This window comes from Asaia lannensis NBRC 102526 (genome assembly GCF_024054035.1).
Lineage (GTDB): Bacteria > Pseudomonadota > Alphaproteobacteria > Acetobacterales > Acetobacteraceae > Asaia > Asaia lannensis.
Genome location: NZ_JAMXQU010000003.1, coordinates 392,279 through 406,369, shown reverse-complemented (window position 1 = coordinate 406,369; position 14,091 = coordinate 392,279). Strand labels below are relative to the sequence as shown.

The window sequence follows — 14,091 nt, the reverse complement described above, 5'->3', positions numbered from 1 at the left end:
ATCATGAGCTTCCGTCTCGCCCGGCGCCTGCACGGCCTGCCTCAGCCTGCAACCATTGCCATGTCGGCCAAGGCACGCGCCCTGCGCGCAGCCGGTGTGGACGTGATTTCTCTTGCTCTGGGCGAGCCGGATTTTCCCTCGCCGCCCGAGGCGGTGGAAGCGGCCTATCAGGCGGGACTGCGCGGCGATACGAAATACCCACCCGTCGGCGGTCAGCCTGCGCTCAAGGCTGCCGTTGCAAAGAAATTCCTCGACGAAAACGGGCTCGTTTATGCCCCGGAGGAAATTCTCATCGGCAATGGTGGCAAGCAGCTTATCTACAATGCCTTTGCCGCTACCATCGATCCGGGCGACGAGGTGATCGTGCCCGTGCCTTACTGGGTGAGTTATCCGATTATCGCACAGATGATGGGCGGCATTCCGGTTCCTGTGCCCTGTCTCGAAAGCGACCGGTTTCGCCTCGGGGCCGAAGCCCTGCGCGAAGCCATCACTCCACGCACGCGTTGGCTTGTTCTCAATTTCCCCAATAACCCCAGTGGCGCCATTCTTGAGCGTGACGATCTCGAGGCCATTGCAGCGGTGTTGCGCGAAGCGCCACATGTGCTGGTCATGGCCGACGAGATTTACGAACATCTGACCTTCGATGGGCGCAGTCATGTCTCGCTGGCTTCTGTCGCGCCGGATCTCAAAGACCGCATCCTGACCATCAACGGTATGGCCAAGGCCTATGCCATGACGGGATGGCGCGTGGGATTCTGCGGCGGTCCCCAGCCGCTCATCAAGGCGATGACGAGCATACAGAGCAACGCCACGTCCGGCATTTGCACACTGGCTCAGGCTGGAGCGGTTGCAGCGTTACAAACGCCTCCCTCCCGACGCGATGCTATGCGCGATATCTATCAGAAGCGGCGCGATCTGGTCGTATCGGCGCTTCAGGGTATGCGCCATGTGACCTGCGCCATGCCAGAGGGAGCGTTCTATGCTTTTCCGGGCATTGCAGCTGCACTAGGGCGGGTCACGGCTGGCGGGCGCAGGCTCGGGAGCGATATCGACTTTGCCGAAGCCCTGCTGGACGAAGCTCATGTCAGCGTTGTGCCGGGAAGCGCGTTCGGTCAGCCGGGGCATATCAGGCTCTCCGTGGCTGCGTCGGACGAAGTCCTGCGCGAGGCCTGTGACCGGCTGTCGCGCTTTCTCGAGACGCTGCACTAGCCTGCTGCCTCGATCGGTTGGCCCGGTTTGCCGGTCCGATCGACCATCCCGCTCGGCTGCTTCGGTTGACGGCTCGGGTTGATCATTCTGACTGGCGTCGTCAGCGGCCATGACTCACGGGCAGGGCTGACTGGACGAAGCCAGGCCGGAATGCGACCATAAGGCATGATCACATCATTTCCTGATTTCAATACGCTCGATTTCCCTGCCCCCACGCGCGAAAGCCTCGACACGGCTTATGCCACCATTAACGAGGCACTCGATTCCGGCGACATCGCTTCGGCCCTGTCGCTTTTCGATGCGCAGCGCCGTGCCTATGAGTCCTGGTCAGCTCTTGTGGAGCTGCGTTTTTCACAGGACACGCGCAACACCGCTTATACTGAGGCGCGTGACTACGCCGACAAGCTGACCCCTTACGCCACAGGTCTGGAAACTGACGTCAAAAAGCGCCTTCTTGGCAGACGCGAGGAGGTGGCGCAGCATCTGGATGACCATGTGCTCGCCTTATGGGATGCCGATGTCACCACCTTTGATACGCGCATTGAGGCGATGCTGGCTGAGGAAGCGCGTCTCTCTGCGGAATACACGGCGCTTCTGGCGGCTGCGGAGATTCCCTTTCGCGGCGAGACCCATAACCTCTCCGGTCTGGAGCCTTTTCAGCAGGATCCGGATCGGCAAACCCGCCATGAGGCCGAGGCGGCAAAATGGGCCTTTTATGAGAGGAACGGCGAAGCGCTCGATCGTATTTTTGACGATCTGGTGCGTGTTCGCGTCGCCATGGCGCAGACGCTGGGTTTCGAGTCCTATGTCGAACTTGGTTATCGCCGTATGCGACGGACGGATTACTCGGCTGCGGATGTTGCGGGTTTCCGCGAGCGTATTGCCACGCATGTGACGCCTCTGGTTCAGGCTCTGCTTCAGCGCCGTCAGCTGGAAATGGGCTGGGAGAGCCTGAAAGCCTGGGATGAAGCGCTGGTCGATCCGAAAGGCAACCCTGGACCCGCCGGGGATTACGATCTGATGATCGAACGCGCTCGCGAGATGTTCGCTCGTCTCGATGAGAGTGGCGAGATGGCAGCGTTTTTCGGTGAAATGGTCGACAAAAACTATCTCGATCTGAAAAACCGTACCGGTAAGGCAGGGGGCGGGTTCTGCACGTCGTTCTCGACGCAGGGCACGCCTTTCATTTTTGCCAATTTCAACGGCACCCATGGCGATATCGGTGTTTTCACCCATGAAATGGGCCATGCTTTTCAGAACTGGAAGAGCCGTGGTTTCCCCGTGATCGACATGCTCTGGCCGACGATGGAAGGCGCGGAAATCCATTCGATGGGGCTGGAATTCCTGACCTGGCCGGAAATCGATCTGCTGGTGGAAGACGGTGCAGGCGAGCGCTATCGCCGCCTTCATCTGATCGAAAGTCTCTGCTTCCTGCCTTACGGTGCCTGTGTGGATCACTTCCAGCACGAGATCTATTCAACGCCCGGGATGACGGCGCAGGATAGACATGCCACCTGGCAACGTCTGGAAAAACAGTACATGCCATGGCGCGACTGGGGCGATCTGGCCTATCCGGCAAAGGGCGGACGCTGGCAGGCGCAGCGGCATATCTATGGGTCGCCCTTCTACTACATCGATTATACGCTGGCGCTCTGCGTGGCGCTTCAGATCTGGCTTATCGCCCAGGTCGATGCACCGCGCGCTTTCGATCTCTATCGCGAACTCTGCGAAGCAGGTGGAAGCAAGGCATTCTGCTCGCTCGTGCGTGGTGTGGGGCTGACAGTGCCTTTTGAAGAGGATGCTCTGGCCGAGATCGTGCATGAGGCCGAGCAGATGCTCATGATGTGACAGGCGGGGCAGAGCCCGCGCGACCGTGATCGGCCCGATAGTCGTGTTCTGCCCGGACCTGATTGCCGGGCAGAGGCGAGGGTCTCAGCCGCGACGATTCCACTTGTCGAGCAGGTCGAGCACGGCCTGGGTCGACATGGCGCGTGCATTGCCGAGCGTGTTGGCCCCGTCGGCGTTAAGGAGGGTATGACCGGGTGTCACGACCAGCACGGTCGGGACTTCGTGAATCGTTACGCCGAATTCCTTGGCGATATCCAGATTTTTGTCGATACGCCCGACATTGACCGGCACGACGACGAACTGCGATTCGAGCCACTGTGCCACTTCGGGCTGCTCGAAGATACCGGCAAGCATGCGACAGTCCGGGCACCAGTTTCCGCCGAAATCGATAAGCACCTTGCGCTTGGTGCGCGCTGCCGTGGCGAACGCCTCATCCACCTGCGTTCTGGCAAGCGCGACATCGGGATAGACGTCCTTCGCCGGGGTGATGACGACATCCTTGTCCAGAACCGGCGGGGCGGGGGGACCGCTCTGCGCGTGGGCGATATTCTGCGACAGGGCAGACGACGCGGCAGTCAGGGTCGACAGACCGAGGGCGAGCGATGTCAAAACGCCGAATTTGCGATGCAGCACGTGGCGGGCCTTTCCGGTAAACTGGCGGGCGAGACGTCAGAAGAACGACGTCTGAATGCACGATAAGCCGCCCTGGGGGTTGAAAACCTGACAGAGTATGAAATGTTCCCTCAAATCAGGGAATGCAAGAGAGTAATGCAAAGAGCATGAAACAGCGCAATACGGTCAGTGATTCGTCGGCAGAAGTATCGATTACCACGACCCTGCTCCGTACGATCGGGCTTGTCGGGCTGACGCTGGTTCTCGCCTGCCTTATGCGTTTCGTACCGTTCATGGCCCATGCGGTTCAGTATGTTGCCGGAACGTCGGCATGGGAATGGCTCTATGGCGTGTTCGGTATCGATTCGAGCCTTGGACGCGAACAGATGCTTCTGATCGGCATCATGGCGACGTGTTTCATTATGGCGCTGTGCCTGCAGACCGCGTTTGTTTATGTCGTTTCGCGTTTGCGTCGGTCTTCACGGTCGGGCCGCTGAACGAAAAATGCCAGCACCGCGAGGAGCAGCCACGACACGATCGTAAGGGTCCCGCCCCAAGGCGCCAGAAAGGCAAGGGATGGGCCATGCAGGGCGAGCATCGCGACGGGAATAACGAAAAGCAGCGTTCCTGCCGCCATGGGAAACGCCACCCAGCGCAGAACGGCTTGACCGCTCAGCGCGAGTCCCATCAGAGCCAGTCCGTGCCACATCAGCATTTCCACGCCGCGCGATAACATTCCCCTGCCGTTCGGTATGAAAGCGCTTTCGGGCAGATGGGCTGATAGTGCAGCCAGCACTACGCCGGTGCAGCCGCAAATGCCACTCAGGCACAGGATCAGGCGTTGCCATCTCATCATGGGCGGGACACTCTGTTTTCTTGCCGGATCGCATACCGGAATGGGGGTACTCTACCCTATTGCGGAACTTCGAACAGAAAGAGAGAGACATGAAATCTGGATATCTGGCTGGTTTTGCATTGCTGTCGCTTTGCGCCTGTACGCCTGCCTATCCCAAGCTGCCGCCTCTGCCAGAGAAGGCACCGCCATTTACGACGGCCGATGCGGCTTTTCTTCAGCAGGCCAACGAGCATGATCTGACGCAGATCGCCCTCGCGAAACTGACAGTCGACCATGCCCGTTCAGGCGACGTCAAAACGCTGGGTCAGGATGCCGCCAAGGATTACGATGCTCATCGTAAAACGCTGGCAGCACTTGCCAGCAAGCACGATCTGGCCCTGACGGACACAGTGCTGACGAGCGATCAGGCGATCGTCGATCGTCTGTCCAAGCTTCACGGCCCTGCTTTCGACAGGGCTTATGTGAAGGCGATGCGCGATGATGCCCAGGCCAATCAGGGCGCGATCGGGTCGGTCTTCACCAGCACCAAGGACAGCGACGTCAAATCTGCTGCGACAGGTCTGCAGAAGCTCGACCAGCGTTATATTTCCTCGGCCTATAGTTGGATGCCGCAGCTGAGCACGCGCAAGCATCGCAAGGGAGGCTGATCATGAGCCTGCGCCTCGACAGGATCGTGACACGTGGTGGCGATAAGGGCATGACGTCCCTTGGGGATGGCGATCGTGTCCGCAAAGACGATCCGCTGATCGAGGCGATGGGCACAGTCGATGAACTCAATGCGACGATCGGACTGCTGAGGCTGCATTGTGCAAAATGCGACGATCTGGCCCGCATCCAGCACATCCTGTTCGACCTTGGGGCTGTGTTATGCATACCTGAGCGCCAGGTTGCCGACAGTTTTGCAGAGAGCGATCTTATCTGGATCGAAACGATGCTTGGTAACATGCGTGAGCGTCAGGCTCGATTACGCAGTTTCGTATTGCCCGGGGGAAGTGCAGGAGCCAGCTGGGCCCATATGGCGCGCACGATCGCGAGGCGGGCAGAGCGACGTGTCGTCACGCTGGATCAGACACGCCTGGCTCCGGTCGTTGTCTTTCTGAATCGTCTCTCCGATTATTTTTTCGTGCTTGCGCGGCATCTCAATGATGACGGACGTGACGATATTTTATGGCAACGTCGGTCATGAAGAAGGGGGTGAATGCCCCTTCTGCTGCGGATTGCCGTTCTGTCACGTGTTTGCGAACGTGTGTAACGATTATTAACGAAGCAAAAAGAGTACGGGAGAGGTATTGTAAAACACTTGTCCGTGAAACATATACCAAATCATCGTATCGAGCCCTCCGTTACGGGTTTGTGGGCCCGACCGAATTCTTCCTTCTTTCTATAACTGAATTATACGGTTGTTAGCCTAATCACGATGTGGGCAAAACTCGGCGCATAATCATTGTGGTTTTAATTGCAGGTATTTGCAGGTTACGCTCACAATACGTGTCGCCTTTTACTGATAAACATGACGATTTACCAAGGTGACATGAGTAGGTGTTTCGTTTAGAAAAGTGACGAAACCTAAGGTTCAATCATCCCTGAAATGCTGGTTTACCGTTTGTTTGAAAATAACAAATCATCGATCTTCCATCGATAATACTTGTCTGCCGGATTAAATAAAGTGACCATGAGACCGGATTTGAATAGTCCAGAAGAACGTCCAGATACTGAAATCAGCGAAGATTCACTGCGGCTCGCGCTCGAGCGGCTAGGGGCCAAGCAGCCCCGCCGCTCGTCATCGCCGACGCAGTCCAAATCAGGCTCCGACCCGAGGCGCCGTCGCTTCGTGCAGGAGGGGCAGGTCGTTGTCGAGCATCATCAGACGTCCAGAGCATCCCAGCGCGTTGCCTCCGTTCAGAGCGACGATCAGGGTGAGGAAATTGCCCGTCTTCGCAACCTCCTCAAGCTGGAACAGAGACGGGCAGAGGATGCGCAGCGCGATCTGAACGATGCGCAGGTACAGCTGCGCACTCTGGAGACCCATCTCGTTCACGAGAAGCTTCACACCAAGGAAATCAAGGCGCGTTGCAGCGAAGTCGAACAGGCGCTGCTGGAGGCGCAGGTTCAGCTGGCACAGCTGCGCGAGGCCGCAGCTGACCGCAAAAGCGCAGTCTCGCAGGCGGGTGATGAGGGTGTCGAGGCTGCGGTCGTAAGACCCCGCCGCCCCGGCCGTCCGCCCAAACCGCGTCCGGTTGTGGAAATCTCGGAGGAACCCGAACCTATCCAGTGGTGGAAAGACTGAGAACGCGAAAGGCTTCGCTGTCGATTGTGGCCAAAGGTGACCCGCCGCTTTGGGCGAGGTCATTGTAATTCTGCTGGGATCGTCTCACCGGCGACGATCCCGCCCTTTTCTGTCGATTTATCGACGCGCAGCGGCCATACGCAGCTGTCTTGCAAACCAGACCATGCAGGACACGAAAACCACGATGCCGAGTATCTGCGCGACGCTTGCGCTGACGGAAAGCGCGAGAAGGGCACTATGGCCCGTTACGCCACTCAACACCGCGATCACGACACCGATCAGACTCTCTCCAACAATGAAGCCGGATGCGAGCATGGTCCCGGTGCTGTCGTCTCCATGGCTCTCGTTCTGTCGTGCCGTATCGAAAAGCCTGGCAATCACGGCACCTATGGCAATTGTCACTGAAACGTCGGCCGGAAGATAAATGCCCATACCCACAGCAAGGGGCGGCAGTGCCAGATTACGGAGCTTCAGAAGCCGGTCGATCACAATCAGGGCCACGCCAATTCCTGCCCCGATCAGGATCATGGACCAGTCGAGGTTGCGCAGCAGAATGCCGCGGGCGATGTCCACCATCAGGGCGGGCTGCGGGGCAGCCAGGGCGCGTGCCGGATCCATGTCCGTGCGTGGCAGGGCGCCCGCAAAGCCGTACGCCTGATACAGGATATCCAGCACGGGGGGGATGACCAGCGCCCCGACCACACAGCCGATCAGAAGCACGACTTCCTGCTTCCATGGTGAGGCACCGACAAGCTGCCCCGTTTTCAGATCCTGCAGATTATCGTTCGAAATCGCAGCCGATCCGGTCAGGGCTGTGAGCACGAACATGATATAGGCGATGGCGATATGCTGCTCATGGGCAGACAACGCATCGGGCACCAGATGCAGGGCCTCAAGGCCGAGAAGCGCCATGCAGAGTGTTACCACACTGATGATCGAGATGCCGGAAATGGGTGAAGACGATGACCCTATGATACCCGCCATGTACCCGCAGGCACTGGCCACCAGGAAGCCGATCAGCAGACAGGCGGCCAGGCCGAGCGCGAGCATGACGAGAAGCAGACCGTCATGGGGCGTGACTGGCCACAGAAACAGCGTGAACAACGCGCCCAGCCCCAGAACCAGTCCGGCGAGCAACGCATTCATCACCAAAGGGGGCAGATCGCGATCGCCGTCATCCAGCGTGTCACGGTGTGTGGAGGAGAACGCTTCGCGCAGTCCCTTCAACACAGGGCCGAGCAAGGCGCCTACAGTCCAGCAGGCGGCGACGGCAATGGTTCCTGCGCCCATGAAGCGCACCTTGTGCACCCAGAGCTCCGTTGCAAATGCAGCAGGAGAAACGCCGGCCGGGTGCGGCAGGAGAACCGTCAGCCAGGGTACCGCGACCCCCCAGCCGATCACGACGCCACCGAGCATGGCCAATCCGCCCGCAAGGCCTACGAGATAACCGGTGCCGATCAGGGCAAAGGAATAAGCGCCCTGCATTCTGAAAATTGCGGGGCCGAGGCTGAGAGTCAGGCTCCAGCCCTCTTGGATGACACGCAGTCCCGTGCTCAGAAACGTCACTGCAGCGGCCAGAACGCCACCGCGGATCAGGGCCTTGAGCGCTTGCTGGTTCCCCTCGGGCGAGGCGACACGCAGGATCTCGGCGCAGGCGACGCCTTCGGGGTAGGGGAGTGCGCTTCTTGTCACGAGGGCGCGCCTGAGCGGAATGGTAAAGAGTACGCCTGTGGCCCCGCCGAACAGCGTGATGAAAAAGCTCTGCCAGAATGGAAAGCCGCTCCAGAATCCGATCATGACCAGACCGGGTATGGTTGCAAACACGCAACTCAGCGTGCCGGCTGCTGAAGCCTGTGTCTGGACCAGATTGTTTTCGAGAATGCTGCTTCCACCGAGTGCGCGCAGCACCGCCATGGAAATGACCGTGGCAGGGATGGAGGAAGCGAAAGTCAGACCGATCTTGAGCCCCAGATAAACATTGGAGGCCGTGAAAACGACCGTGATCAAGGCGCCGAGAATGAGTCCTCTTATCGTTAATTCCCGGGTCGCCTGGATCATGCTGTCTCGCTGTGTCGATAACGTAAGGAAAAACTCCTACGACGAAGTGTCATGAAACGGAAGCGCCGGGAAAGAGATGAAGGCATAGGGGAGCGGGAGCGATCAGAAACGGAACACGAAATTCGACTGATAGTAGCTGCCGCTTTTGCCACCGGCCGCACGAACGCCGTCGGATCCGATGAAGCGGGCGCCATATTGCGTCCAGGTCAGATGACGGTTGAGCTGGAGCGTCAGCGAGGCCTGAGGCACGACACCGATCAGTCCGCCATGCACCCCGTTGAACGCATAGGCGCCCGACGGGCCGTAAATGACGTCATCGGTTGAGGCGCGCCACATGACCGGGCTTTTGAACTGGACGCTGAGCCAGTTGCGCGGCGTAAGGCGAATGACCGGCGACAGGCTGATCAGGTTGCTCGGCGCGATATAGGTTGTCGTATCGAGGTAATTGGTCTGCGGGTTGAAAGGCGCGATATAGGTGCCGACCGCGCCGGTATTGTTCTTCGAAGAGCCGCCCGAATAAAGATCGGCCTGGACGCCGACGAAAGGATGGAGAGGCGACGGGGTGTGACGATATCCCGCTATGGCATTGAAAGCATAGGCCGCGACCGAACGGGTCTGCCCTGTTCGGTCCAGCTCGAAACTGCCCCCCTGATACAGGCCGCCCACCGAGAATTCGAATGAGGGTGCGCCGCCATACCAGCGAAACCCGTAATCCTGCCGGGCAGTCGTGCCGTTGAGTGTGGTCCGGTTATAGGGCAGCGCTGCCGAACTCCCCCCAAGCCGGAATGCGATCAGAAAGACATCGAGAAACGAGGAGACGCGTTCTGCCCCGAGAGAAAAAGAAGGCGGCGCCCAGGTCAGATCGATCCCGTGCAGACGCGTACTCCAGTCGACGCGATCGTGAAACATCTTGTTGAAGGTGACGTTCGTCCCGACGAAATCATAGACATCGGCGCGCAGGCGGGGCCAGAAGGCGTAGCCGCGCACACCGTTCCAGGAGAGCGGAACGTTGGGCGTTTCACGATTATAGAGAATGTAGGACGGCGCATCGAGAAACTGCTGCCTGCCTACAATCACACCCGTTTTTGCGCCCATCAGTCTGGAGCGGAATTCCACAAAACCCTGCTGCAGGTCGAGACGCTTGCGATAGGTGGTATTGTAGCCGAACCCGCCCCATCCGGCGGCATCGCCATTCACGAGCTGGCCGAAAAACCGCACATGCTCGCCCAGATGCAGATCGGCGCCATACAGGTTGCGCACGGCAAAACGTCCCGACCCGGCAGGGCCGCGTGTGCCGAGAAAGGGTGCTTCTTCCGACCAGTTGCGCAGGCGTGTCTCGCCCGAAAAAGTAAGCCACCAGCGACCGCTGGCATTGAGCGGAATGAATTTGAGCGCATCGAACGGATCGTCATGGCGCTTTTTGTCGCGCAGGAATGACCAGTCTTCCGCCCAGGGGGCAATGCCATAGCGGCCGATCGGGCCGAACCCGGCAGACTCACCGTTTCCGCGTGTGAAGACACCCCAGTCGCCTTGCGTGCCATGAGGAGGCCGGTTCTGGAGCGGGGTGACCCGTCGAGGCTGCCCCACAGGCCCGGCATGAGGAAAGTTCTGGATTTCAGGGCGCGCCGTGCCATTGACCACCACATGCTCGTCCGCCGCTGTCGGATCGACACGAGCGGCTTTGGTGGGGGGCTCGCCCTGCGCTGTCGGGCCGGTCGCGATATCGCCTGCCATCACCCGGCAGGGTGAAGCGCCTGCAAGCAGGAGAACGACAGGCAGGGCAGGGGCGAGGCGCATGGCAGGACAGTCCGGAGGAAAAGGTTCCCCCAGACTATCGGTATAAAAACAAATTACAACGTGTTTCTATTATATAACGATATGAAGTCGTTGTTTAGTTCGTATGCGACGTGAATTTTGCCGGGCGGAGATGCGTCTGGTTGTAGTCGAGCTGTTCGCGTGTCAGCTGGAAACCCACCTTGAGGGCATAATTCGTCTGCTGCAGATCAGGCGAAGCCGGAACGTCGATAAAACGCACAGGCGTACGAAGGGAGACGGTCGACTGATTGCCAGCAAAGGAAACCGGAACCTCGAACTCCTTTTTGTCGATGATCTTTCCGTCATGCATGACCGCCACGAAATAGGGCAGGACGATATCCTTCCCATCGGAGGCCGGACCGCGCTCGACGGTAATCCCGAGGCTCAGCTTGGTACGGACGATCTTCTTGGGGCCGGCTTCGCAGTTGCCCGTCAGCCCGCTCATGCCGGCATGGGTCACGAGGCTGCCTGCATCGAGACCATGACCGTCATACTGATAGAAGTCGGCGGCCTGGCTCAGAATCTCGACGGGCGGACAGATGGGCGCAAAGGCGCTCTGCTCGTCCTGGTTGCAGGCCGTAAGGGCCATGCCCGCGCCGAGCACGGCGAGGAGGGGAAGGAACTGGCGGGCGGATCTGGTCATCAACAAGGCTCTTTGTCTATTCACCGGTGCGCAGTCCAGGCCCGGTATGGTATGAGAGTGACACGACGCCGAATGAAGATGCAATCGCGGGTTCGCAAACTGGCGCGGGCTTGCAAACTGGCAACGGGTTGCGTAGCTCCCATATGCAAGCCCATATCGCGACGTGATGCATTATTCGTCATGCGTGCTGCCTTGGGGCTTGTTCGCATATACCGCCTGCCGTGAGATTGGGGAACACCATGCCCGACACCTTGACCACTTCGCGCCCGCAAGAGACCTCGGAGCAGGCGTCCGGGGCACAAACGCTCCGCGTTCTTCTGGCCGGGCCCCGTGGCTTCTGTGCTGGCGTCGATCGTGCCATCCGCGTGGTGGAAGAAGCCATTCGCCGCTACGGCGCACCCGTCTATGTACGTCATGAAATCGTGCATAACCGTACCGTCGTTGAAAACCTTGAGGAACAGGGCGCGATCTTCGTCGAGGAGCTCGATGAGGTTCCTGCTGACGGTCATGTCGTGTTCTCTGCCCACGGCGTGCCGAAATCGGTGCCTGCCGAGGCACAGCGACGCAATCTGCTCTATCTGGATGCGACCTGTCCGCTGGTGTCCAAAGTGCATCGTGAGGCCGAGCGTCATTTCGCCGGAGGCGGTCCCGATGCCCGTCATATTCTCATGATCGGTCACGCGGGCCATCCCGAGGTTGTCGGCACCATGGGCCAGCTGCCCAACGGGGCCGTTACGCTGATCAACGATGCTGAAGAAGCCCGTACGGTACAGCCCGAAGACCCGTCCCGTCTCGCCTTCATCACCCAGACGACGCTGTCGGTCGACGATACCTCCGAGATCGTGGCGATCCTGCGTGAGCGTTTCCCGCTGATCGAAGGGCCGAAGAAGGAAGATATCTGCTACGCCACGACCAATCGTCAGGAAGCAGTCAAGGCCATTGCTCCCGAGAGCGATCTGGTGATCGTGATCGGCTCGCCCAATTCGTCCAACTCGCAGCGTCTGCGTGAAGTGGCCGAGCGCTCGGGTGCCAAGCGCGCGCTTCTGGTGCCTAAACTGGCCGCACTGGACTGGAGCGTGCTCGAAGGCGTTTCCACGGTTGGTATCACGGCAGGGGCCTCGGCACCTGAATCGCTGGTGCAGGAAATGGTGGATGCTCTTTCCACACGCTACAAGCTCGAAATCGAGGAGCGTATCGTGAAGAAGGAGAATGTCGCCTTCCGTCTGCCCAGCCCGCTCGGTGAGCCGGTCTGAAGGCTGAAGCGACGATCATGAACGCCTTGTTTCCCGCCTGACCCCATGGCGGTTTACACACCCATTCCGCAGGATACGCTTGAGGCGTTTCTTGCGGAATACGATCTTGGCCCGCTCAAACGGGTGGAGGGGATTGCCGAAGGTGTCGAGAACACCAACTACCTGATCGAAACCGAGCGGGAACGGGCAATCCTCACCATTTACGAAAAGCGCGTGCGCGAAGAGGAGCTGCCCTGGTTTCTGGGGCTTATGCAGCACCTTGCCCGTCATGGGCTGAAATGCCCGACGCCGGTCAAGGCACGCGACGGCGTTGCGCTGCGTCAGCTCATGGACAAGCCCGCAGCGATCACAACGTTTCTTGCGGGCAGACCGATCGGGACAATCACCGCGAGTGCCTGTTTCAGCCTCGGTCAGTCGCTCGCGCGCCTGCATCTTCTGGGTGAGGGGTTTCGCGCTGAGCGCCCCAACAGCCTTGGACCCCAATCCTGGCGTGCGCTTCTGGACTCGTGTCACGGCGCGGGCGACGCATTGCGTGAGGGGTTGACGGAAGAGCTGTCGGAAGCAATCACCTCGATCGTGGCTGCATGGCCGGAAAAATCCGCGCTGCCCGCAGGTCAGATTCACGCAGATCTCTTCCCGGACAATGTGTTTTTCGACAAGGGGAATGTTTCGGGGCTGATCGATTTCTATTTCGCCTGCACCGATCTCTACGCCTACGATCTGGCGATCTGTCTGAATGCCTGGTGCTTCGTGGATGAAAAAACACCCGATCCTGCGCTGATGGCAGGATTGATGGGGGGCTATCAGTCGATTCGACCCCTTTCTGCCGACGAGAAAGCTGCTTTGCCGGTTCTGGTTCAGGGAGCGGCAATACGTTTTTTGCTCACCCGTCTTTACGACTGGGTCAATACGCCGGCTGATGCTGTGGTGACGCGCAAGGATCCGCTTGCCTATCATCACCGGCTTCAGGCGTGGCGCAGCAATGCAAAGGAGCTGCTTCATGTCTGAAGAGGCAAAGCCCGACCTCCCGGAAGATGCACCCAGTGTTGAGATCTGGACCGATGGCGGATGCAGACCCAACCCCGGTCCGGGGGGGTGGGGCGTGCTCTTGTGCTCCATGGGGCACGAGCGCGAGTTATCGGGCGGGGAGCCCGAGACGACCAATAACCGCATGGAGCTGACCGCCGCCGCGGAAGCGCTTGAGGCACTCAAGCGCCCCTGTCATGTCACGCTTCACACCGATAGCGAATATCTGCGCAACGGCATTACGCGCTGGCACACGGGGTGGGTCAGACGGAACTGGCGTAATGCGGCAGGTGATCCGGTCAAGAATCTCGATCTCTGGCAGCGTATTCTCGCGGCTGAAAAGCGCCACAAGGTAACCTGGCTCTGGGTCAAAGGGCATAGCGGCGACGTGAATAACGAGCGTGTCGACCAGCTTGCGACAGCCGGCCGGGAGGCCATCGAACGGGGCTGATCGGGCGATAGGCCTGTCGGGTGCGGGCGTGCT

At 59.4% G+C, this 14,091-nt stretch carries 15 protein-coding genes; 9 read left to right on the top strand and 6 right to left on the bottom strand.

Going from position 1 to position 14,091, the window contains the following annotated elements:
* Positions 1–3 precede the first annotated feature (3 nt).
* Positions 4–1,209 carry a pyridoxal phosphate-dependent aminotransferase gene (locus NF685_RS06695; RefSeq protein WP_252849050.1) on the top strand — a complete coding sequence of 402 codons (1,206 nt, stop codon included), beginning with the start codon at positions 4–6 and terminating at the stop codon, positions 1,207–1,209.
* Here NF685_RS06695 and NF685_RS06690 read toward each other — a convergent pair.
* Complete coding sequence (locus NF685_RS06690; protein WP_252849049.1) at positions 1,206–1,382, bottom strand: hypothetical protein; 177 nt, start codon at positions 1,380–1,382, stop codon at positions 1,206–1,208. The two genes, NF685_RS06695 and NF685_RS06690, sit on opposite strands and share 4 nt — an antisense overlap.
* On the opposite strand from NF685_RS06690, the gene NF685_RS06685 reads away from it, so the two are divergent.
* Positions 1,375–3,057: a M3 family oligoendopeptidase gene (locus tag NF685_RS06685; RefSeq protein ID WP_252849048.1), complete on the top strand. Its 1,683-nt coding sequence runs from the start codon at positions 1,375–1,377 to the stop codon at positions 3,055–3,057. The genes NF685_RS06690 and NF685_RS06685 overlap by 8 nt on opposite strands.
* 84 nt (positions 3,058–3,141) lie before the next feature.
* On the opposite strand, the gene NF685_RS06680 is transcribed toward NF685_RS06685, so the two are convergent.
* Positions 3,142–3,690, bottom strand: a complete 549-nt coding sequence (locus NF685_RS06680) for a thioredoxin family protein (protein ID WP_252849047.1) — start codon at positions 3,688–3,690, stop codon at positions 3,142–3,144.
* A gap of 146 nt (positions 3,691–3,836) precedes the next feature.
* On the opposite strand from NF685_RS06680, the gene NF685_RS06675 reads away from it, so the two are divergent.
* Positions 3,837–4,166 (top strand): hypothetical protein, encoded by a 330-nt coding sequence (locus NF685_RS06675; protein WP_222547045.1) that lies wholly within the window; start codon positions 3,837–3,839, stop codon positions 4,164–4,166.
* On the opposite strand, the gene NF685_RS06670 is transcribed toward NF685_RS06675, so the two are convergent.
* Complete coding sequence (locus tag NF685_RS06670) at positions 4,121–4,525, bottom strand: DUF423 domain-containing protein (protein ID WP_222547046.1); 405 nt, start codon at positions 4,523–4,525, stop codon at positions 4,121–4,123. The two genes, NF685_RS06675 and NF685_RS06670, sit on opposite strands and share 46 nt — an antisense overlap.
* A gap of 89 nt (positions 4,526–4,614) precedes the next feature.
* Here NF685_RS06670 and NF685_RS06665 point away from each other — a divergent pair, with 89 nt between their 5' ends.
* The 3 genes from NF685_RS06665 (at position 4,615) to NF685_RS06655 (ending at position 6,812) form a co-directional block, all read left to right on the top strand.
* Complete coding sequence (locus tag NF685_RS06665) at positions 4,615–5,172, top strand: DUF4142 domain-containing protein (RefSeq protein ID WP_222547047.1); 558 nt, start codon at positions 4,615–4,617, stop codon at positions 5,170–5,172.
* 2 nt (positions 5,173–5,174) lie between these two features.
* Entirely contained in the window at positions 5,175–5,711 is a 537-nt protein-coding gene (locus tag NF685_RS06660) for a cob(I)yrinic acid a,c-diamide adenosyltransferase (protein WP_252849046.1), read from the top strand.
* Positions 5,712–6,209: 498 nt separating this feature from the next.
* Entirely contained in the window at positions 6,210–6,812 is a 603-nt protein-coding gene (locus NF685_RS06655) for a hypothetical protein (protein WP_222547049.1), read from the top strand.
* 117 nt (positions 6,813–6,929) lie between these two features.
* Here NF685_RS06655 and NF685_RS06650 read toward each other — a convergent pair whose 3' ends face one another.
* The 3 genes from NF685_RS06650 to NF685_RS06640 all read right to left on the bottom strand — a co-directional run bounded on the left by NF685_RS06650 (position 6,930) and on the right by NF685_RS06640 (position 11,328).
* Positions 6,930–8,870 (bottom strand): OPT family oligopeptide transporter, encoded by a 1,941-nt coding sequence (locus NF685_RS06650; protein ID WP_252849045.1) that lies wholly within the window; start codon positions 8,868–8,870, stop codon positions 6,930–6,932.
* A 102-nt stretch (positions 8,871–8,972) separates the two neighbouring features.
* Positions 8,973–10,667: an alginate export family protein gene (locus NF685_RS06645; protein ID WP_252849044.1), complete on the bottom strand. Its 1,695-nt coding sequence runs from the start codon at positions 10,665–10,667 to the stop codon at positions 8,973–8,975.
* A gap of 94 nt (positions 10,668–10,761) precedes the next feature.
* Entirely contained in the window at positions 10,762–11,328 is a 567-nt protein-coding gene (locus tag NF685_RS06640; RefSeq protein WP_222547051.1) for a hypothetical protein, read from the bottom strand.
* 239 nt (positions 11,329–11,567) lie between these two features.
* Between NF685_RS06640 and ispH the strand changes: the two genes are divergently transcribed.
* Genes ispH through rnhA form a run of 3 tightly spaced genes read left to right on the top strand, consistent with a single transcriptional unit; the run spans position 11,568 to position 14,058 of the window.
* Complete coding sequence (ispH, locus tag NF685_RS06635) at positions 11,568–12,581, top strand: 4-hydroxy-3-methylbut-2-enyl diphosphate reductase (RefSeq protein WP_222547052.1); 1,014 nt, start codon at positions 11,568–11,570, stop codon at positions 12,579–12,581.
* A 45-nt stretch (positions 12,582–12,626) separates the two neighbouring features.
* The gene (locus NF685_RS06630) at positions 12,627–13,589 is read left to right on the top strand and encodes a homoserine kinase (protein ID WP_252849043.1); all 963 of its coding nucleotides are present in this window, start codon (positions 12,627–12,629) and stop codon (positions 13,587–13,589) included.
* Positions 13,582–14,058: a ribonuclease HI gene (gene rnhA, locus NF685_RS06625; RefSeq protein ID WP_252849042.1), complete on the top strand. Its 477-nt coding sequence runs from the start codon at positions 13,582–13,584 to the stop codon at positions 14,056–14,058. The genes NF685_RS06630 and rnhA overlap by 8 nt, the downstream gene beginning before the upstream one ends.
* The last annotated feature ends 33 nt before the right edge of the window (positions 14,059–14,091 follow it).

Excerpts from the sequence above, each read along its gene's own strand:
- rnhA (WP_252849042.1), top strand. The coding sequence starts at position 13,582 with ATGTCTGAAGAGGCAAAGCCCGACCTCCCGGAAGATGCACCCAGTGTT.
- ispH (WP_222547052.1), top strand. The coding sequence starts at position 11,568 with ATGCCCGACACCTTGACCACTTCGCGCCCGCAAGAGACCTCGGAGCAG.
- NF685_RS06650 (WP_252849045.1), bottom strand. The coding sequence starts at position 8,870 with ATGATCCAGGCGACCCGGGAATTAACGATAAGAGGACTCATTCTCGGC.
- NF685_RS06630 (WP_252849043.1), top strand. The coding sequence starts at position 12,627 with ATGGCGGTTTACACACCCATTCCGCAGGATACGCTTGAGGCGTTTCTT.
- NF685_RS06670 (WP_222547046.1), bottom strand. The coding sequence starts at position 4,525 with ATGATGAGATGGCAACGCCTGATCCTGTGCCTGAGTGGCATTTGCGGC.
- NF685_RS06640 (WP_222547051.1), bottom strand. The coding sequence starts at position 11,328 with ATGACCAGATCCGCCCGCCAGTTCCTTCCCCTCCTCGCCGTGCTCGGC.
- NF685_RS06675 (WP_222547045.1), top strand. The coding sequence starts at position 3,837 with ATGAAACAGCGCAATACGGTCAGTGATTCGTCGGCAGAAGTATCGATT.
- NF685_RS06665 (WP_222547047.1), top strand. The coding sequence starts at position 4,615 with ATGAAATCTGGATATCTGGCTGGTTTTGCATTGCTGTCGCTTTGCGCC.
- NF685_RS06695 (WP_252849050.1), top strand. The coding sequence starts at position 4 with ATGAGCTTCCGTCTCGCCCGGCGCCTGCACGGCCTGCCTCAGCCTGCA.
- NF685_RS06645 (WP_252849044.1), bottom strand. The coding sequence starts at position 10,667 with ATGCGCCTCGCCCCTGCCCTGCCTGTCGTTCTCCTGCTTGCAGGCGCT.
- NF685_RS06660 (WP_252849046.1), top strand. The coding sequence starts at position 5,175 with ATGAGCCTGCGCCTCGACAGGATCGTGACACGTGGTGGCGATAAGGGC.
- NF685_RS06685 (WP_252849048.1), top strand. The coding sequence starts at position 1,375 with ATGATCACATCATTTCCTGATTTCAATACGCTCGATTTCCCTGCCCCC.